We start from the raw sequence: 20190 nt of genomic DNA, 5'->3' as shown, positions 1-20190 counted from the left end.
CGTCAATCTCCCTGAATATCCCCAGGACAGACGGAGAAACCGGATGATCTCGACCAAGTCGGTACGCACCAAGGTGTTCGCCACCCTCGCCGCGGGGGCCGCCGCCGGTGCCACCCTGCTTGCGCCCGTGGCCGCCCAGGCCACGACCAGCACCGTCACCGCACCCACCGCGGTCACCAAGGCCGCTGCGGTCTCGGACGTGCTTCTGCCGGGCCAGAAGCTGAAGGCCGGCAACTACATCCGCTCCAAGAACGGCCAGTACACCTTCCTCATGCAGTCCGACGGCAACGCGGTGCTCTACAAGGGCAAGACCGCGCTGTGGTCGACCGCGACCAACCGCAAGGCCTCGGTCCTGGTGATGCAGAAGAACGGCAACCTGACCGTCGTCTCCGGCAAGACCATCGTCTGGCAGAGCAACACCGGCACCAGCCCGAACGCCCGGCTGATCGTCCAGAACGACAACAACCTGGTGATCTACAACACCCGGAACAAGCCGAACTGGAGCCGCTACATGGTGGTCGGCACGCTCGGGATGAACCGCGTGCTGAAGTACCCGGAGTTCATGACGTCGGTGAACCGCACCTACCGGGCGTACATGCAGGGTGACGGAAACTTCGTCCTCTACAAGGGCAAGACCCCGCTGTGGAGCACCAAGACCCAGAGCAAGGGCGCCTTCGTGGCCATGCAGGGTGACGGCAACCTGGTCGTCTACAGCGCCGCCAAGAAGCCGCTGTGGGCCAGCAAGACCACCCGCAAGGGCTCGGTCCTGGTGCTGCAGAACAGCGGCGACCTCCAGATCGTGAACGGCCGCACGGTGGTCTGGCGCACCAACACCGCCGGTCGCTGAGAAAGTTTTCCGCCGATTTTCTTCGGTGAGTGAACTTTCTGGCTTCTCGAAGCGTCTTTACTGGTAGCCGCGGCACCCGGGGCGGGGTGTCGCGGCACCTTTATGCTCAGCAAGAATCCGGCCAGTCATCAACTGGTTACCAAGGGCAACAATGCACTGAGATCGGTGCGCTCTCCACTCGCCCGGAGCTTCCCGGTACTACGCGCCTCGGGCCAGGTGGTTCGGCCGAGGGCGAGCTCGATCCACAACTCGGCCGGCAACTCGACCACCGCGCCCGGCGTACCGCGGGTGTGTCGCGGACCCTCGATGCACTGCACAGCGCCGTACGGCGGGACGCGGACCTCGACCGCATGTCCGGGCGCTTTGGCCACCAGGAGTTTCAGCAACTCCTTCGTCAGCAGTTTCAGGTCGGGCCGCTCGGCCGTGCCCGCGTCGTACCGCTCCAGGGCCTGATCAAAGGGCGTGCTCACGACGAGCCAGCGTACGCGTCAATTGTGATCGCGCCCCCTTCGTAGTCGATAATCAAGCCTGAGAAACGGAAGCGAGGTCGGGATGCTCACGCCCAGGCACCAGGCACTGCTGATGACGCTGGCGGGGATGACCGTCGGCGTTGCAGTCTTCGGCACAGTGCTGGCGATCAACGGCAACGGTGACGACAAGCAGTCGAACAAGGTCGTGACCAGTCAGACGCCTCCGACCACGACGCCCCGCGGCGACGGCCTTCAGGCCGACAGCCTGCAGTACACGGCGCAGACCTTCGGCACCGAGAAGAACCCGGTCTCCGCCGAGGTCCCCTCGACGTGGAAGGTCACCCAGGACGGCCAGCGGCCGCGGTTCCTGGACCCGACCGGCGTCTGGCAGATCCGGTTCGACACCCGCGGCAGCAGCAAGTCCCCGGACCGTCAGGTGAGCGACCGCGAGCGCAGCATCCAGGAGCGGCAGCTCAACGTGCTCAGCCGCGACAACGGCACGCTCGTCTACAAGTACGTCGATGACACCCGCGGACCGCGGATGGGTCTGTCGCGCTGGATCTCCACCGACAACGGCGACAGCACCGCCGTCGAGATCACCGTCGGCGGCCGCCCGCAGGACGAGGCCGCACTGCGGGCCGTCCTCGAGCGCGCCACCCAGACGCTCCAGGTGTCGACCAACCGCCCCAGCTAACTAGCAGCTGATATCGGCGGTCGGGGCCTGGCCCTGCAGCAGGTAGGTCTCCACGACGTTGTCGACACACTGGTTGCCGGCCTTGTAGCCGGTGTGCCCGTCGCCGTCCCGCGTGACCAGTACCCCGCTCTCCAGCTGGCCCGCGAGTCCAACGGCCCACGCGTACGGCGTGGCCGGGTCACGCGTCGTACCGACCACGACGATCGGTTTCGCACCAGCGGCCTTGATCGGGTGCGGCTTGTCCTCCGCCTTGACCGGCCAGTTCGCACAGGCCAATGAGCCCCAGAGCAGGAACGAACCGAACCGCGGGGACGCCGCCTTGTACTTCGGCTCCTCGGACTTGGCCTGCGCGACCGAGGCGATATCCGGGCGGTCCACGCAGTTCACCGCGTAGATGACCTCGTTCTGGTTGTTCGCATAGCCGGAGCTCTCACGCTCGGTGTACTGGTCGGCGAGCGCGAGCAACCGCGCGCCCTTGCCCTCCAGACCGTCGAGCACCGCGTCCTCGAGCCGCGGCCACAGGTCCTTCGCATACAGCGGATAAATGACTGCGAGTACGACGATCGCCTGCGTGACCTCGCGGTCGCCGTCCCCCGGCAGCGGGTGCGCATCGCTGTCGTTGATCAGCTTGTCAACCTTGGCGAGGACATCGGCCTTGCTGCTGCCCAGCCGGCACTGCCGCTGCGCACACTCCTCGGCGAACGCGTCCAGCGCGGTGTCGAAACCCTTCGCCTGCGCGATGTTGTTGTCCTGCGACGTCTTCGACGGGTCGACGGCACCGTCGAGCACCAGCCGGCCGACGTTCTTCGGGAAGAGTTCGGCGTACGTCGCGCCCAGGAAGGTGCCGTACGACATACCCAGGTAGTTGAGCTGGGCGTCGCCGACGATCCCGCGCAGTACGTCGATATCGCGGGCGGCGTCCTTCGTACCGACATGCGGCAGGAGCTCACCCGATTGCTGCTCGCACCCCTTGGCCAGCGTCTTGGCCTCGTCGTTCAGCTCGGTAATCTCGGCGTCGTCGTCCGGGCTGCCGTCGGCAGCGATGAACTTGTCCAGCTGCTCGGTGTCCAGGCAGTTCACCGGCGTCGACTGGCCGACACCGCGCGGATCCCAGCCGATCACGTCGAACTTCCGCAGCAGCGACTGCCCCAGCACGAACCCGGCCGAGGCAGCGAACTCCACACCCGATCCGCCCGGTCCACCCGGGTTGATGAACAGGGTCCCGATCCGGCCGACGCGGTCGCGGGCGAGCACCTTACGGGCGCTCAACTCGATCGTCTTGCCGGCGGGCTTGGTGTAGTCCAGCGGCACCTTGATCGTGGCGCACTGCTGGTTGTTGCCACAGCGCTTCCAGTCCGGCCGCTGGTTGTAGAACTGCTCGAGCCCCGCGGGAATCGGACCGACCGGACCGGCCGACGGCTTCCCGCTCGGCCCACCGCCATCGGAGTCCGCATCCTGCGCCCGGCTCGCCACGCCACATCCACTCAGCAGTACCGCCAGCGCGGCCAGGATTGTGGTCGTCTTGCGGAATCTCACTGCGGGGTGTCTCCCTCTTCGTGGTTCAGGCGGCGCCGGCGGCGGGGTTTGCGCTGCCGCCGCTCCTCGGTCGTCTCCGCAACTGCCTCGGGTTCCACGACAGCGGGCTCGGGTTCCGGCTCCCGGCGTACGGCGGGGGCCGGCAGCTCGACCGGTACGGCGTCAGGTGTCGTCGTACTGGAGGCTTCGTACTGCTGGCGCGGCGAGCACACGTCCGCGCGGCTGCAGGCGCAGCGCCGGCCGGAAGCCGCCAGCCGGACCACGACGGTGTCGCTCGGCACGTTGTGCCCTACCACCACTCCATCACCCGCGGGGGTCTCCACGGCAGTCCCGACGGCCGGGGCCTTCGCGTTGTACTCCTGGTAGAGCGGGTGCTCGTACTTCAGGCAGCACATCAGCCGCCCGCACGCGCCGGAGATCTTCAGCGGATTCAGCGGCAGGTCCTGGTCCTTCGCCATCCGCACGCTGACCGGCTCGAAGTCCTTCAGGAACGTCGCACAACACAGGTCCCGCCCGCACGGCCCGATCCCGCCCTGCAGCCGAGCCTCGTCGCGCGCGCCGACCTGCCGGAGCTCGATCCGCGCCCGCAGACCCCGGGCCAGATCCCGCACGAGCTCGCGGAAATCCACCCGGTGCGGCGCGGAGAAGTACACGATCACCAGTTGGTCGACATCGGCCCGCCGGTCGACGAAATCGATCCCGACCACCTTCATCGGCAGGTCGTGCTGGCGGATCAGCCGCTTCGCGATCACCCGCGCATCGGCCCGGCGCTGCCGGTTCTGCTCGTCGCGGTCGAGGTCGGCCGGGGTCGCGATCCCGTCACACAGCGGCAGCCCGCCGATCTCCTCCGTGACGAACTGCGGTGCCCACACACACTCGGCGACCTCGGGACCGTCGTCGGTCGGGACCAGCACTTTGTCCCCGACCCGCGGTCGATGCGGGCCGGGATCCAGGTAATACAGCCGCCCGTACCGCTCGAACGACACCGCCATCACCATGCCCACGCGGTCAGCGTACTTCTCTACCTAGCGTTTGGTGCCTTTGACTGTGCCGATCAGGCGCTCGTCGGTCGGCGCGAAGGCGGCACAGACGACGAGCCGGTCGTGGTCTTCCTCCCACAGCTCCTCGTCCGGGGTCCACCAGCCGAGGGTGAGTTCGGAGTCGGCGGAGGGCTTGCCGACGTAGGTGCCGAACTCCTGGGCGCAGCGGTTCTTCCCGGTTCGATCGACTTGGCTGTCGCCGGGGTACGGGCCTTCGGGGAGGGTGACGTTGGAGACGATCTCGCCGTCGTGCGCGTTGGCGCAGTCCTGGCGGGTGACCTCGTCGGTGTCCACGTCACCGTTGAAACACTCGCCGACCGCCAGGTCGTCGACGTACGTGTAGGACGAGGTGGTCGAGCGCGGATACGGGGCGCCGTAGTCGTCGTTCTGTCCCTCAGCCCACACACCAAGCGCGACCAGGGCGACGATCAGCACGGTGTAGCCGATGGTGAGCACACCGCCGGTGATGATGCCGGCGATCGCCATTCCCTTGCCGTCCTCCTGCGGCCGGCGCTTGAGCTGCACCAGCGCCGCAATCCCGAAGCCGACGCCGAACGGCGCGGAGATCCCGGTCGCGAACCCACCGAGCCCGCACACCAGCGACGCGATCGCGAACGAGTTCGTCTTGTTACCGGCCTGCCCCGGATACCCGTACCCGTAGGCCGCCGGAAACCCACCCGGCCCATAAGGCGGCTGCCCGCCATAGGGTGCCGGCCCCGGAGCCTGCCCATACGGCACCGGCACATGCGCCGGCGGCTGCCCGTACGGCGGCTGGCTCGGCCCGTACGGCGGTTGCCCCGGCGGCTGCCCGCCGTACGGCGTTTGCCCGGTCGGCTGGCCGTATGGCGACGTGCCGGGCGTGGATCCGGTCGACGGCTGGCCTGGCGCAGCCCACCCGGATTGGGTGGGGAGCGGCTGGGTCGCCGGCGGCTGCACGGGGAGCGGCAAGGTCGGGTCCGACGTCGGGACCGGTTGGGTCGCGTCGTCGTCCGGGCGTGCGTAGTTCGGGAAGGACCTTGGCGTGTCCTGTGGCCGGTCCGGTGGTGGACCGTACGGTGGTTGACTCACGACTTCCCCCAGGTGTTTCCCCCGCGCACCCTGCTACCGCTGCGATCCGCGCATGCTACCGCTCAACCGGGTCCCCGGCATCCCGACCAGGCACAACACGTTGCCGTCAGCAACAGCACGATCTTGCAGGACCACGTAGTACATGTCCAGCTCCGATTGTTCGTACGGCGTCCCGATGAACGTCCCGAACGCCGTCGTACAGGCACTGGTCGCGATCGTCTGGGTCTCGTCCGTGGTCCGTCCGGCCAGGTCGGCCCGCACCTTCGCGTAGGCCTCGCCGCTGTGCTCGGTCCGGCAGTTCGCGATCCGCGCCATCCGCAGCGTGTCCGCCTCCAGGTCCGCGTCGAAACAGCGCCCGACCTCGACCTGCGCGATCGGTACCGTCCGCCCGATCCCGTCCCGCAGCTGCCCGTACAACCCGAGCGCCACCGCCACCCCGGTGAAGATCGCCCAACACAGGCACACGATCAGAGCGCCGTACGCGAACCGCTTCCCGCGCCCGCCGCTGCGCTTGATCCGCCGCAACGCGATCCCCGCGAGCACCACCGAGACCGGCACCAGCCCGGGCAGACTCGTCACCAGCGCCGCCACGGCATACCGATCCTGCCGCTGCTGCGCCGGCGTCGGTACGCCGTCCAGCCACGACTCGGCCGACGGCAACGACGGCCGCGCAGGCTGGATCGGGGAGGGCGGCTGGCTCATGAGGGTCCGTTCGGCGGTTCTGCCGAGCGAGCTGTTTTGCCCGGACATACGGACATCGCGCCGACTACCCTCGGTGTTACAACGGCTGTCCAGTCACCGGACGGCGATCTCAGCCTTCGAACAGGCCGATCGTCATCGCCTCGAGTGCCAGCAGCGGGGCGACGTTCGTCTCGATCGCCTCGCGGCAACCGGTGATCGCGGCCAGCCTACGAACCGTTTGCTCCGGCGTCGTTCGACCGGCCAATGCATCGATCTGCCGGGTCAGTTCCGCGTTGATCAGCTCGGTTCCCGCCTTGGTCTGCACCACCAGGACATCGCGGTACAGCGCCATCAGATCAACCAGCGACCGGTCCAGTACATCGCGCTCCCAGCGCTTGGCCCGTGCCTTCTGCTGGTCCTCGAGCTCCTTCAAAGCCGCGTTCGCCTCGCGCGGCTTGGCGCCCTTCGTGCCCACACCGAGCGCCTGCTCCAGCGCGGCCCGCTCCTTCTCGTCGACCTTCTCCGCGCTCGCCTTGGCCTCTTCCTTGGCCGCCTCGACCAACTGCTGCGCAGCCTTCAGGCAAGCCCCGAGATCCCGCAACGCGAACGGCACCTCGAGCACCTTCGACCGCCGCGCCCGGACCTCCTCATCCCGCGCCAACGCCCGGGCTCGCCCGATGTGCCCCTGCGCGGCCCGCGCCGCGAACCCGGCCAGGTCCGCGTCGATCCCGAGCTTGGTCACCAGCATCTGCGCCACCGCGTTCACCGGCGGCGTCCGCAGCACCAGCAGGCGACACCGCGACCGGATCGTCGGTACGACGTCCTCGACCGTCGGCGCACACAGCACCCACACCGTCCGGGGCGCGGGCTCCTCGATGCTCTTCAGCAACGCGTCCGCGGCCTGTTCGGTCAGCCGGTCGGCGTCCTCGATCACCATCACCTGCCACCGGCCCTGCGTCGGGCTCATCGCGGCCCGGCGAACCAGCTCCCGGATCTCGCTGACCCGGATCGACAGCAACTCGGTACGGATCAGCGACACATCGGGATGCGCCCCACTGAGCGCCGTACGGCACTCGTTGCACTCGCCACAGCCGTCCTGCTGACACTGCAAGGCCGCCGCAAACGCACGCCCCGCATTCGACCGGCCCGACCCTGGCGGCCCGGTGATCAACCACGCATGCGTCATCCCGACCACCGCAGCCCCGGACTCACCCCGGACCACGGCAGCAGCGCCGTTCACCGCCTTCTGCAGTACGGCGACAGCAGGCTCCTGACCCACCAGGTCGTCCCAAACCGTCATCAGTTCACCTTCGGGAGTATTGGCTGCAGGCGGGCGCGGATCTGCTCGGCGATCTGCTCGCGGTCCTGGGTGGCGTCGACGACGAGGTAGTGCTGGGGTTCGGCGGCGGCCAGTTCGAGGAACGCCGTCCGCACGCGCTCATGGAAGTCGGCCGACTGGGCCTCGATCCGGTCCCGCTCGGCGAACCGGCCGAGCCCGTTCTTCGGCGGCAGGTCGAGCACGATGGTCAGGTTCGGGCGGAGGTCGTCGGTGGCCCAGCGGTTCACCCGCTCGACGTCCGACAGGTCCAGGTCGCGCCCGGAACCCTGGTAGGCCAGCGCAGAATCGACGTACCGATCGGTGATCACGACTGTGCCCGACTTGAGCGCGGGCTTGATCACCGAGTCCACATGCTCAGCCTTGTCGGCCGCGTAGATCAGCGCCTCGGCGCGGTCCGAGATGTCACCAGTGGCCGGGTCGAGAATGATCTCGCGCAGCTTCTGACCGAGCTCCGTCGCGCCGGGCTCGCGTGTCAGCAGAACCTGCTGGCCCTGCTCCTCCAGCCATTTCACGAGCAGCGCGGACTGCGTCGACTTGCCCGCACCCTCACCGCCTTCGAGCGCGATGAACAGCCCGGTGGTCGGATAGACCCCCGGCGTCTTGCCGAAGCTCCGGCGCAGATCCCGCCAGAACGGTACGCCGGGCCTGTCGTCCATCTGCCGCCATGCCAGCAACCCGATCACGCCGGCCACGACCGCGGCGATCAGCATCGTCATCGAGGCGCCGTTGTAGGTCACCGAATGACCGGAGATCGAGTACGTGTGCCGCCCGATCGCACCGGCCACGAACGGCGCGATCGCCAACGTGACCGCGAGCACCGTCCGCACGGCCGATTGCACGAACGCGAACGTCCGGCCCCGAACCGCATCCGGCACCTCGAGACCGAGCAGGGTGTAACCCGAGACCCAGGACGCACCGGCGTTGAAGCCGAGCAGGATCGCAATCATCGTCGCGATCTCGATCTGCTGGATCAGCGCCAGCCCGGCCAGGCAGACCCCCGAACCGACCAGACCGGCCGCGAACAACCGCCGCCGCGACAGCCCGGAGAAGATCCGCGGCGCGAACCCCATGCCGAGCGCGAGACCACCGAAGACGGCGCCGAACAGAACGCCGTACCCGGGGTCGCCGGCTTTGAGGTCCTCGACGTACGTGCGGCCGAGGCCGATCACGACCGCACCGGCCGCGAACGCGCCGGAGATCCCGACCACGAGCCCGCGGACGACCGGCGTACCGGTCACGTAGGACCAGCCCTCGACCATGGTCCGCCACAGCGTCGGATGCTGCTCGTGCTCGTGCACCGCCCGGCCGATCTCGCGCACCGACACAATCGCGAGCGCGGAGATGACGAAGGTCGCGCCGTTCACGTAGACGGCGAGGTCGATCGCGAAGTCGCCGGCCCAGCGGCTGACCAGGGTGATCGCGGTGAAGATCGCCGCGGCCGGCAGGGCCGTCCCGTACGTCGTGATCAGGCTCAGCTGGTTGGCCGCCTCCAGGCGGTGCCGGGGCACCAGGTTCGGCACGCTGGCGTCCTTGGCCGGACCCCAGACCAGGCTGACGATCTCGATCAGCACCGTTGCCACCAGCACCCAGGTGAGCGTGCCGACGATCGGGATGCTGATGAAGAACGCGGCCCGGATCAGGTCGCCGATGATCATCGTCGCCCGTCGATCCAGGCGGTCCGCGACCCAGCCGGCCACCGGACCCATCACGAGCGCGGGCAGGACGCGCAGGAACAGCACACCACCGATGGCGAAGTTCGCCGCCTGGTAGTCGTCACCGGCGAACGACTTCGCCATCGCGGTCAGCGCCAGCAGCCCGATCCAGTCGCCGAGACTGGACAGCCCGAACGCGATCCACAGCCGCCGGAACGCCCGGATCCGCAGCACCGCGCGCACATCGTGCGCCGGTGCAGGATCGGTCAGCGGGTCATATACCTCCGGCACGCCGCCAAGACTAGTCGGCTGGTTGGACAGCTTTGTGCAGTGCGGTGGTCAGGACGTCGAGGGCAGCCTTCAGCTCGACCGGCGGCGGGTAGCCGAAACCGAGGCGGAACACCCGCGGCTCGTCGGTGAACCACTCACCCTCGGCGAGGCGGATGCTCAGCTCGTCCCAGGTCGCCCGGAACCTGGCGAGGTCGACCTGCGGGCGGATGCGGACGCAGCACAGCGCTCCGGCATCCGGGCGGACCCACTCGACCAGGTCGGCGTTCGCTTCCACCCATGCCTCGGTCGCCGCAACCCCCTCCGCCAGCCGAGGACGCCGTACGGCGAGGATCTCGTCCTGCAGCTCGAAGACGCGCGCGGCCAGCGCCTCGGTGATCGGTGAGCCGGTCACGACCGTGCTGAACTTCGCCGTCACCAGGCGCTCGACCAGGTCGGCGTCCGTGCTGATCGCCCAGCCAGTGCGGAGTCCTGCAGCGCCATGGCACTTCGAGAGCGACGCCACCGTCACCACCTTGTCCCCGAGGGTCAGAGCCGACTCTGCGATCGGATCGTCGCCGTACGAGGCGGTGCGGTAGGTGTCGTCGACCAGTAGGTACGCCTCGGGGCAGGTGGTCGCCATGGCTTGGGAGATCTCGCGGAAGACACTGAGCGGTACGGCGACACCGGAGGGGTTCTGGGGACTCGCCAGACTGACCAGCTTGGTGTCAGACGTGAGCTGTTCAATGACATCAGCTGCTTGGAGTTGGTAGCCGTTGTCGAAGGTCAGCGGGATCACTCGGACGTCCGCACCGACCGCATCGCAGACATTGCGGGCCATGGGGAACAGGGGTGCAGTCGTGACGACCTGACCGCCGTTGTCTGCCAGCAGAAACGCCAGCAGGAAGATCGCGTGCTGCCCGCCGATCGTGACGACCACCTGGTCCTTTTCGACTCCGTGTGCGGCAGCGACCGCGGCTCGTAGCTTCGGGTCGCCCTGGCTGGTGCCATAGCCGAGCTCCAGCGCGGTGAGCTCCGGGGTGAGCAGGTCGGCGAGGCGCAGCTCCGGGCCGTAGCTCTCACCGAGGTCGTGCTGCGGGTGGGTGTCGGACAGGGTCTGGATGGGATTGCGCACGAAGTTCGCCATGTTTTCGATGGTCTGGTGCCGGGGCTGGCCATCCCAGAGCCAATCCGGCTAAATTGGTTTGGCAATGAGACCAATCGAGCTCTGTGACCGTCTGGGCCGCTGGTCGTCCGGCCGCGGCCCGCTGTACGTGCTGCTCGCATCCCGCATGCGAGCGCTGATCGACGACGGCGAACTGCCCGCCGGTGTGCTGCTGCCGCCCGACCGCACGCTGGCCGAGGCACTGGCCGTCGGCCGCACGACCGTGGTCGCCGCCTACGACCTGCTGCGCTCAGAAGGCCGCATCGTGCGCCGCCAGGGCAGTGGCACGCGTGTCGCCGGTACACCGGTGGCGTCTGAGGATCCGCCGGCCGACCCGATCTTCCTGGGCTCACTGGAGACGCGGGACGACGGCGTACTGCTCGCCATCTGCGCAGCACCCGGCGAACCACCTCCTGTGCTAGCCGAGGCCTACACCCGGATCATCCCGGAGCTCACTGCAATCAGCGGCGACATCGGCTACTACCCCTACGGCCACCTCGCACTCCGTACGGCGATCGCCGCCCGCTACACCCAGTACGGCGTACCGACCGTGGCTGACCAGGTGCTCGTCACCAACGGCGGTCAGCAGGCACTGTCCTTGCTGTCGCATGCGCTGGTGTCACCAGGCGATCAGGTGCTGTCCGAAGCACCCACGTTCCCCGGAGCGCTGGAGGTGTTCCGCGAACGGGGCGCAGTGCTGCGTGGGCTGCCGGTGGGACTGGACGGCTTCGAGAGCGCGGTGCGGGTACGGCGTCCGGCCTTGGCTTACGTGATTCCGACGTACCACAACCCGACTGGCGCAGTACTCCCCCGACTCGACCGACAACGCCTCGCCCGCGCCGCGGCAGCGGCCGACGTACCGCTGATCGAAGACGAGGTCCCCGCAGACCTGGGCTTCCCCGGACAGGACCGCCCGACCCCGCTCGCGGCGTACGGCTCATCCGTCATCTCGATCGGCTCACTCAGCAAAAGCATCTGGGGCGGCCTCCGCATCGGCTGGATCCGCGCCGCAGCCCCGTTCATCACCCGCCTGGCCCGCCTCCGCGCCGTACACGACCTAGGCGGCAACGTCCCCGCCCAACTCGCCGCAGCCCACCTAGTCCCCCTCCTCGATGGGTTGAACGTAGGTGCCACCCTCCAGTCCCGCCACACCCACCTGACAGCACTCCTCGCGGAGCACCTCCCTACCTGGCACTACCCCACCCTCACCGGCGGCCAAGTCCTCTGGATCCGCCTCCCCACCGGCGACGGCAACTCCTTCGCCCAAACCGCCCTCCGCCACGGCATAGCCGTCCTCCCCGGCGCCGGCCTCGACCTAACCGGCCGAAGCCCCCACTACATCCGCCTCCACTTCCACACCCCCGAGACCACCCTCACCGAATCAGTAACCCGCCTGACCGCAGCCTGGCACGCCTACAAACCCCCCACCACCGCCCCCATCCCCACCCGCCCAGCCATAGCCATCTGAACGGGACCCACAGCTCCTAGGCTGGAGTACATGAACGACATCCCCGCTGGTGACGATCAGGCCAGCCGCCGGGCCGACCTGATCCGACGCGGCCGGCTCATACCAGCCACCGACCCGGCGCCCATCAAGCTCCCCGCAGGTGAGGTGTCGCCGGACGACTCGACCGAGCACATCTCCACCCTCCGCGACGAGCGCCTGTAGCTCACCCGTTGTCGCTCGAGGCACGCCTCGGCCCTCGCGGCATCTTGCGGGTTACCCCACGAGCCTGTGGGTTCCCCCATCGCATGCGGGTCCAGAACCCACAACCTGATGGGTGGACCCACCCGGTGGCCGCCCGGGCACGCCGTACCCCACGCAGGCCGCCGCTGGAGCTCGCCGGGATGTGAGTCACCTTGAGCACCCATCAACCATCTGACGCCCACCGAAACGGTCGAACCGTGCTCAAGGTCGCCCGGGCGGTTCACCTTGAGCACCCGTCGGCCACCTTCCGACCACACACATGGCTGCCGCGATCGCGCTCCCCAAACCGGTTTGGGGAGCGGGCGCCCCGTCCCGGGCGCGGTCTGGGGAGGATCTGCCCCCGGAATGCGTCCGGGATCCTTCCCGAACCGGTTTGGGGAGGATCCCGGCCCTGCCTGGCAGGGGGCAGCGAGGCGGGCGCTCGGAGGGGGAGCGCCCGCCTGCTGGTTTATTGGGTGAAGCGGATGGTGAGGGTGGTGGGGGTTGTGTGGAGTTTGTCTCGGTCGGGGAGGGCTGGGCCGCAGGCGGCGGTGCCTACGCCGGTTTGGGCCAGGTCGAGGGTTACGTAGGTGGTGTCGCGGGGCTTGAGGTCCGCGGCGTGGGTGGCGTTCTCCAGGTCGGCGGTGGTCCAGTCGCGGACGGTGAGGCCGAAGAGGGTGTCGACGGCGTCGATGCGGAGGCCGTCGAGGGTCGCCCAGCGGGTGTCGATGCGCTGACCGTTCTCCTGGGGACGCACGTACGGCGTCTGGAGGTCGGCGACCGTGGACGCGTACTTGCCGACCGCGGCGGCTGCGCGGGTGTCGACGTACGCCTCGTTCGGACCGGTGCCGAACCACTCGACGCGGTCGACCTTCGGCAGTTCGAAGGTGATGCCCAACCGCGGCAGCACCTCCGGGAACTGCCCCTCCGGTACGACGCTCAGGTCGAGCTGCACGCTGCCGTCGACGGTGGTCCAGCGCCAGGTGCTGCGCAGACCCCACTGAAGCTGCGGCGGTGCGGTCCGGGTGACGACCTCATAGGCGCCGTCGTGCTCACCGGCGGACACGATCCTGTGCTGCACCCGGTGCAGGCCCTGCTCGCGCCAGGCCTCGACAACACCCGGCTGCGCGTCGTTGTCGATCGGCGCCCGCCACACCTCAAGCTTCGCGTTGGACACCGCACCGAAGCTGATGCCGTGGATACCGGCAGTGACCTCTGCAGGCGAACCACCAGCAGCAACCACAGCCTCCGCCGGCTCGTCGAGGCGGACCTGGCCCCAGGCGATTCGGTGGCCGGCGTCCGCCCAGGGCGTCGACTCCGTCAGTTCGGCCGTCACCGTCAGCCAGGTTTCGGGCTGGGTGGTGTCGAAGGGCGGGAGGTCCAGCGACACGGTCTCCCCGGGGGCGATTGGGGCGATGGTGAGGCTGCCGGAGCCGGTGCGGTTGCCTTCGACCTCCGTGATGAAGCGGAAGGTCAGGTGGGAGGTGTCGAGAACCTCGTAGTGGTTGGTGACCGTGACTCCACCCTTGCCATCGGCAACGATTCGGAGGGGCTCGATCACCTTGCTGAACTCGTGCATACCGGGTGACGGGGTCCGGTCGGGGAACAGCAGGCCGTCGCAGACGAAGTTGCCGTCGTGGATGGTCTCGCCGAAGTCGCCGCCGTACGCGTAGACCTCGCGGCCGTCGATCGTCGTCCGCAGGCCGTGGTCGATGAACTCCCAGATGAAACCGCCCTGGCAGCGCGGGTACTTCTCGAAGACCTCGCGGTAGTCGAGCAACCCGCCCGGCCCGTTGCCCATCGCGTGCCCGTACTCGCACAGGATGAACGGCAGGTTCCGGTACTTCGAGGAGTCGGCCCCGATCTCCGCACACCCGGCCGGGTCGGTGTACATCCGCGAGTAGATGTCGACGAACTCGGCCTCGGTGTCGCGCTCGTAGTGCACCGGCCGCGACGGGTCGATCGCCTTCGCCGCGTCGTACATCGCCTTCAGGTTCTCGCCCATCCCGCACTCGTTGCCGAGGGACCAGATCACGATCGACGGGTGGTTCTTGTCGCGGCCGACCATCCGCTGCATCCGGGTGACCAGGTCGTCGCGGAACCGCGGGTCCATCACCGGGTTCGGCAGGTCCGGCGGCGTCGGCTCGTACCCGAACCCGTGCGTCTCGAGGTCACACTCGTCGATGACGTACAGCCCGTACTCGTCACACAACGACAGGAAGTGCGGGTGCGGCGGGTAATGACTCGTACGGACAGCATTGATTCCTGCCCGCTTCATGATCAATACATCGTCAAGCATGTCCTGCTCAGTCAACGTGCGTCCACGTTCAGGGTGGAACTCGTGCCTGTTGACTCCGTTGAACAACACACGATTCCCATTGACCGTGAAGATGCCGTCCACGATCGCGACCGTCCGGAAGCCGATCCGCAGCCGGACCTCACCACCGTCGGTCCGCAGCACACCGTCGTACAGCCGCGGGCTCTCGGCACTCCACGGCTCGACAGCAGCAGTCACATCCACACCAGTCGCGACCGACAAACCCAGCTCCGGTACGTCGATCGTCCCCGCCACGTCGGCGTCCACGCGGAGCGTTCCGACACCATCGGCGTACGACGAGTGCACGAACACGTCGGTCGCGGCACCCGGTCGCAGCGCCAGCAGATTGACCTCACGGAAGATCCCGGACAGCCACCACATGTCCTGGTCCTCGACGTACGAACCGGCCGACCACTGGTGCACCCGTACGGCGATCTGCGCCTCGGACCCCGGAGTCACGACCGAAGTCAGGTCGAACTCGCTCGGCAACCGCGACCCCGACGACCATCCGACGAGCGAGCCGTTCACCCAGACCGCGAACCGCGAGTCCACGCCCTCGAACCGCAGCACGATCCGCGAACCCGCAAAGTCGGCAGGCACAGAAACCGTCCGCACGTAGTCCCCGGTCGGGTTGTCCGTCGGCACGTACGGCGGCTCGACGGGGAACGGGTAGACCACGTTCGTGTACGCCGGAGCGCCGTACCCGCTCAGCTGCCAGTGCCCGGGCACCGCGATGGTGTCCCAGCCGGAGGTGTCCGGGTCCTTCAGGTCGTCCGGCGCGTCGGCCACACTCGGCGAGAGCCGGAAGCTCCAGTCCCCGCTCAGCGCGACGCGCGCGGTGTCGTCATCCAGCCAGGCGCGCGCCGGCAGCACGTTCTCACCGGGGGCGAAGTCCTCGACATAGCTCAGCTCATCCGTCACAAGTCATGAGCCTAAGCCCAGACCTGCGCACAAATCCACACCGATCAACAGATATGGACAGGGCGTATCAGGGTCGGCACTCCTTGCAGACGCCGACGAGCGCGACCTGCTCCGGGGCGAGGTGGAATCCGAGCTCGCGGAGGACCTTCTTCCGGGCGGACTCCAGGATGTCGCCGGGAGCGTCGTACACGGTCCCGCACTCCGCGCAGCGCAGGTGCAGGTGCCGCGGGGCCAGATCGCCGGCCAGGTGGTACGTCGTCCCGGCCCGGCCGAGGTGGACATGCGTGACGAGCCCGAACTCGCCGAGCGCGTCCAGCGCCCGGTAGACCGTGGCCCGGTGGATCCCGGGCCGCAACGCCTCGGCACGCTCGCCGATCTGCTCGGCGCTCAGGTGCTCCTCGGTCCCGGCGAGCACCTCGACGACCGCGAGCCGGGCCGGGGTCACCCGCTCACCCCGATCCCGCAACCGCTGCGCGGACACTTCAACGGCGCTCGTCATGGAGAGCCCCCTCAGGACTTCTTCGCGGCCGTCTTCTTGGCCGCGGTCTTCTTCGCCGGGGCCTTCTTGGCTGCCGTCTTCTTGGCGGCGGTCTTCTTCGCAGCAGTTTTCTTCGTAGCGGTCTTCTTCGCCGCCGTCTTCTTCGCGGGAGCCTTCTTCTTCACCGGTCCGCGGGCCCGCTTGTCCGCCAGCAGCTCGGCGGCGCGCAGCAGCGAGATCGTCTCGACCGAGTCGTCCTTGCGCAGCGTCGCGTTGGTCTCCCCGTCGGTGACGTACGGACCGAAGCGGCCCTCCTTCACCACGACCGGCTGACCGGACTCCGGGTCCGCGCCGAGCTCCTTCAGCGGCGGCGCGGCAGCACGCCGGCCACGCTGCTTCGGCTCGGAGTAGATCTTCAGCGCCTCGTCGAGGGTGATCTCGAACATCTGGTCCTCGGAGGTGAGCGACCGCGAGTCCGTGCCCTTCTTCAGGTACGGCCCGTAGCGCCCGTTCTGCGCGGTGATCTCGTCACCGCTCTCCGGGTCCTTGCCGACCACCCGCGGCAGCGACAGCAGCTTCATCGCGTCGTCGAGCCCGATGCTGTCCAGCTGCATCGACTTCAGCAACGACCCGGTCCGCGGCTTGGCGCCCTTGGGCGCGTCCTCCGGCAGCACCTCGGTCACGTACGGACCGAAGCGGCCCGCCTTCGCGACCACCTTCAGCCCGGTGTCCGGCGCGTTGCCGAGCTCGTGCTCGACACCCGACGGCTGCTCGAGCAGCTCGGCCGCCTTCTCGACGGTCAGCTCGTCCGGCGGCAGATCCTCCGGCACATTGGCGCGCCGCTCGTCCTTGTCCTCGACGTACGGCCCGTAGCGCCCGACCCGGACGACCACACCGCTGTCCGGACCGCCGACCTGGAACGTCGACATCTCGCGGGCGTCGATATCGCCGAGGTCGGTGACCATCGACTGCAGACCTTCGGTCTCGTCGTCGCCGAAGTAGAACCGGCCGAGCACGCCCTCGCGCTGAAGGTTGCCGGCGGCAACTTCATCGAGGATGTCCTCCATCGACGCGGTGAAGGTGTAGTCGACCAGCCGGGTGAAGTGCTGCTCGAGCAGCCGCACCACCGCGAACGCCAGCCAGGCCGGCACCAGCGCCGTACCCTTCTTGTACACGTAGCCGCGGGCCTGGATCGTGCCCAGGATCGACGCGTACGTCGACGGCCGGCCGATCTCGCGCTCTTCCAGCTGCGCGATCAGCGTCGCCTCGGTGAACCGGGCCGGCGGCTTCGTCTCGTGACCCGAGGCCAGCACCTCGGTGGCCGGCAGTACATCGCCCTCGGACACGTCCGGGATCTGCGTCTCGCGGTCGTCGGTCTCGGCGGACGGGTCGTCCGCACCCTCGACGTACGCCTTCAGGAAGCCGTGGAAGGTGATCACCCGGCCGGACGAGGTGAACTCGCAGTTCTCCCCGCTCGAGGCCTTGGCGTCGATCTTGATCGAGACGCTGTTGCCGGCCGCGTCCTTCATCTGGGACGCGATCGTACGCATCCAGATCAGCTCGTACAGCCGGTACTCCGCGCCCGACAGCCCGGTCTGGGCCGGGGTCTGGAAGTTCTCACCGGCCGGCCGGATCGCCTCGTGGGCCTCTTGCGCGTTCTTCACCTTGGACGTGTAGACCCGCGGCTTGTCCGGCAGGTACGACGCGCCGTACAGCTCGCGGACCTGCGCCCGGGCCGCGGTGATCGCGGTGTCCGACAGCGTGACGCTGTCGGTACGCATATAGGTGATGTTGCCGTTCTCGTAGAGCCGCTGCGCGATCTGCATCGTCTGCGAGGCGGACATGTTGAGCTTGCGCCCGGCCTCCTGCTGCAGCGTCGTGGTCCGGAACGGCGCGTACGGCTTGCGCGTGTACGGCTTGGACTCGATCGAGCGGACCTTGAACGTCGAGTCCTGCAGCGCCGCAGCGAGCGCGGTGGCGGTCGACTCATCCAGGTGGACCGTGGTGGCGTTCTTCAGCTCACCCGTCGGGGCGAAGTCCCGGCCCTGGGCGACGCGCTTGCTGTCCACCGCGACCAGTCGCGACGGGAAGATTCGCGGCGTCTTGCCCTCGCCGGCGTCGAGCTTGGCGTCCAGGTCCCAGTACGACGCGGAGCGGAACGCGATCCGCTCCCGCTCCCGGTCGACCACCATCCGGATCGCGACCGACTGCACCCGGCCCGCCGACAGCTTCGGCATGACCTTCTTCCACAGCACCGGCGAGACCTCGTAGCCGTACAGCCGGTCCAGGATGCGGCGCGCTTCCTGGGCGTCGACCAGCGACTCGTTGATGTCCCGGGCCGCGCCGACCGCGTCCTGGATCGCCTTCGGGGTGATCTCGTGGAAGACCATCCGCTTGACCGGGACCTTCGGCTTCAGCTCGTCGAGCAGGTGCCACGCGATGGCCTCGCCCTCGCGGTCCTCATCGGTGGCGAGGAAGAGTTCGTCGGCCTCTTTGAGCAGATCCTTCAGCTTGCGGATCTGCGCCTTCTTGTCGGCCGGTACGACGTACAACGGGTCGAAGTGGTCCTCGATGTTGACGCCGAGCCGGGCCCAGGGCAGTCCCTTGTACTTGGCCGGGATCTCGTCGGCGCCCTTCGGGAGGTCCCGGATGTGGCCGAAGCTCGACTCCACCACGTATCCGGCACCCAGGAAGCCCGCGATCATCCGCGCCTTCTTCGGCGACTCGACGATCACCAGACGTCGACCACCCGACGACGACGTTCCCGTCGCCGCGGCTTTCGTCCCTGTTGCCCCTGCCACCGTGCTCCTCTCGCACCGTCATGTTCCCCCGTGCCCGACCGGCCCGTCCGAGGACAGAGTACGGCGGGCGACAACGTATTTCTTCCAGCTCGTGACACTTCGCTGCCAACGCACCGTAACCGGTCCGCCGCCGGACACCCCTCTCAGGGTTTCAGAAAGTATCCGAAAACCCCTCTTACCGCGCGTCGCACCCGAGCCACCGCAACCGCCGGGTCCACCGTCCCGACCAACGGCTTCAAGTCACCCGAGGGTACGCCGTGCAGCCGGGCAAGGGCCGGGAGTGTGAACTGATAGTCACCCGGCGACCCGTGCCCACCGTCCGGCATCAGCACTTCCCGCTTCCATCCGCGCTGCGCCGCCCAGAAGGATTCCCAGCTCGGATCGGTGGCCCGGGAATGCCCGCCGGCCCCGAACAAAAGGAACGGCCGGTCGAGGCCTCTCCGCGCCACCTCGCTCGGCTGATCACCGTCGTACATGCCGCCGTCGAGATTGACGCCGGCCCGGATCCGCCGATCGACCAGCATCGCCGAAGCGGCCGCCGCGCCACCCATCGAGTACCCGAACACTCCGGCTCGATGCACCCGGAGCCGATCCAGGACGAACCGGAGGTCGGCAACCCGCGTGTCTCTGGCCGTCCGTTCGGCGACCGGGTCCTCCCAGGGTATACACGGCATCACCACCCGGCCGCCCGGGAACTCCACCGGCGCCTCCCCGGTGTGGTCGACCGTGACGACCAGATAGCCATGGCTGGCCAGATCCTCGGCCTGGTTCGTCCCGATGACGCGTGACGTAGCTGACGCCGGCGAATACATCACAACGGGCCCGGTGCGATTCACCGGCGCGTTCCGGCGCGCATGCGTCGAGCTGCCGGCCAGATCGACCGTGTCGGTACTCAACCGCAGGTAGCTGGTCATCTCGGTGGCCAACGCGGGCGCGACGGCACTACCGACGTACGGCGTCCTTGGACCGGGCAGGGGGAGCGCGGGGTACCAGAGGCTCACCATCAGCTCGCGCGGTCCGGACCGCCACGGGTCTGGGCGAGTGTGGTCCACCAGGTGCAGCTCTTTGCTGCCGATGGCGTGCGGGCCGGTCGGTGCGGGCAGCTCCACCCGGTACGGCGTACTTGTCTTACTAGTTGGGATTGCTGTGGTGGCTGTCATGGCACCCAGGGCACCGATAAACAGGCGTCGACTGATCATGCGACCAGCCAACCCGCGATCGGCCGCC

Annotated in this window: 16 protein-coding genes; 4 read left to right on the top strand and 12 right to left on the bottom strand. The window is 68.4% G+C overall.

Features of this window, described 5'->3' with window-relative positions; genetic code table 11:
* The first annotated feature begins 43 nt into the window (after positions 1-43).
* A complete protein-coding gene (locus ACFTSF_RS03430) occupies positions 44-847 on the top strand; it encodes a hypothetical protein (RefSeq protein WP_380152272.1) in 804 nt (267 codons plus the stop codon).
* Positions 848-975: 128 nt separating this feature from the next.
* Here the strand turns inward: ACFTSF_RS03430 and ACFTSF_RS03425 are convergent, their stop codons facing one another.
* On the bottom strand, positions 976-1317 hold the full coding sequence (locus ACFTSF_RS03425; protein ID WP_380152271.1) for a sterol carrier family protein: 342 nt from the start codon (positions 1315-1317) through the stop codon (positions 976-978).
* A gap of 82 nt (positions 1318-1399) precedes the next feature.
* On the opposite strand from ACFTSF_RS03425, the gene ACFTSF_RS03420 reads away from it, so the two are divergent.
* Positions 1400-2011, top strand: a complete 612-nt coding sequence (locus ACFTSF_RS03420) for a hypothetical protein (protein ID WP_344152979.1) — start codon at positions 1400-1402, stop codon at positions 2009-2011.
* Here the strand turns inward: ACFTSF_RS03420 and ACFTSF_RS03415 are convergent, their stop codons facing one another.
* The 7 genes from ACFTSF_RS03415 to ACFTSF_RS03385 form a co-directional block, all read right to left on the bottom strand.
* A complete protein-coding gene (locus ACFTSF_RS03415; RefSeq protein ID WP_380152270.1) occupies positions 2012-3547 on the bottom strand; it encodes an alpha/beta hydrolase in 1536 nt (511 codons plus the stop codon). It abuts the gene before it with no gap.
* Positions 3544-4545, bottom strand: coding sequence for a stage 0 sporulation family protein (locus ACFTSF_RS03410; RefSeq protein ID WP_380153077.1), 1002 nt, complete (start codon positions 4543-4545; stop codon positions 3544-3546). Before ACFTSF_RS03410 ends, ACFTSF_RS03415 begins: the two co-directional genes overlap by 4 nt.
* A 27-nt stretch (positions 4546-4572) precedes the next feature.
* On the bottom strand, positions 4573-5655 hold the full coding sequence (locus tag ACFTSF_RS03405; protein ID WP_380152269.1) for a DUF4190 domain-containing protein: 1083 nt from the start codon (positions 5653-5655) through the stop codon (positions 4573-4575).
* A 33-nt stretch (positions 5656-5688) separates the two neighbouring features.
* Positions 5689-6357, bottom strand: coding sequence for a DUF4190 domain-containing protein (locus tag ACFTSF_RS03400; RefSeq protein WP_380152268.1), 669 nt, complete (start codon positions 6355-6357; stop codon positions 5689-5691).
* Between the two features lie 109 nt (positions 6358-6466).
* The gene (locus tag ACFTSF_RS03395; RefSeq protein ID WP_380152267.1) at positions 6467-7636 is read right to left on the bottom strand and encodes a DNA polymerase III subunit delta'; all 1170 of its coding nucleotides are present in this window, start codon (positions 7634-7636) and stop codon (positions 6467-6469) included.
* Positions 7636-9618 (bottom strand): dTMP kinase, encoded by a 1983-nt coding sequence (gene tmk / locus ACFTSF_RS03390; RefSeq protein WP_344152962.1) that lies wholly within the window; start codon positions 9616-9618, stop codon positions 7636-7638. Before tmk ends, ACFTSF_RS03395 begins: the two co-directional genes overlap by 1 nt.
* Positions 9619-9628: 10 nt before the next feature.
* Positions 9629-10741: a pyridoxal phosphate-dependent aminotransferase gene (locus ACFTSF_RS03385; RefSeq protein WP_380152265.1), complete on the bottom strand. Its 1113-nt coding sequence runs from the start codon at positions 10739-10741 to the stop codon at positions 9629-9631.
* A 64-nt stretch (positions 10742-10805) separates the two neighbouring features.
* On the opposite strand from ACFTSF_RS03385, the gene ACFTSF_RS03380 reads away from it, so the two are divergent.
* Both ACFTSF_RS03380 and ACFTSF_RS03375 read left to right on the top strand, forming a co-directional pair.
* Entirely contained in the window at positions 10806-12227 is a 1422-nt protein-coding gene (locus ACFTSF_RS03380; protein WP_380152264.1) for a PLP-dependent aminotransferase family protein, read from the top strand.
* A 30-nt stretch (positions 12228-12257) separates the two neighbouring features.
* Positions 12258-12428, top strand: a complete 171-nt coding sequence (locus ACFTSF_RS03375; protein WP_380152262.1) for a hypothetical protein — start codon at positions 12258-12260, stop codon at positions 12426-12428.
* Positions 12429-12915: 487 nt separating this feature from the next.
* Here ACFTSF_RS03375 and ACFTSF_RS03370 read toward each other — a convergent pair whose 3' ends face one another.
* From ACFTSF_RS03370 to ACFTSF_RS03355, 4 genes are all read right to left on the bottom strand, one after another.
* Positions 12916-15684, bottom strand: a complete 2769-nt coding sequence (locus ACFTSF_RS03370; protein ID WP_380152261.1) for a glycoside hydrolase family 2 TIM barrel-domain containing protein — start codon at positions 15682-15684, stop codon at positions 12916-12918.
* A 67-nt stretch (positions 15685-15751) separates the two neighbouring features.
* Positions 15752-16183: a Fur family transcriptional regulator gene (locus ACFTSF_RS03365; RefSeq protein WP_344152949.1), complete on the bottom strand. Its 432-nt coding sequence runs from the start codon at positions 16181-16183 to the stop codon at positions 15752-15754.
* A gap of 11 nt (positions 16184-16194) precedes the next feature.
* A complete protein-coding gene (gene topA, locus ACFTSF_RS03360; RefSeq protein WP_380152260.1) occupies positions 16195-18963 on the bottom strand; it encodes a type I DNA topoisomerase in 2769 nt (922 codons plus the stop codon).
* A gap of 143 nt (positions 18964-19106) precedes the next feature.
* The gene (locus ACFTSF_RS03355; RefSeq protein WP_380152259.1) at positions 19107-20123 is read right to left on the bottom strand and encodes a hypothetical protein; all 1017 of its coding nucleotides are present in this window, start codon (positions 20121-20123) and stop codon (positions 19107-19109) included.
* Positions 20124-20190 lie beyond the last annotated feature (67 nt).

The organism is Kribbella sp. NPDC056951 (genome assembly GCF_042674205.1).
Taxonomy (GTDB): Bacteria; Actinomycetota; Actinomycetes; order Propionibacteriales; family Kribbellaceae; genus Kribbella; species Kribbella yunnanensis.
Note: the sequence above shows the minus strand (reverse complement) of the source record. Positions and strands in the feature narration are given on the sequence as shown.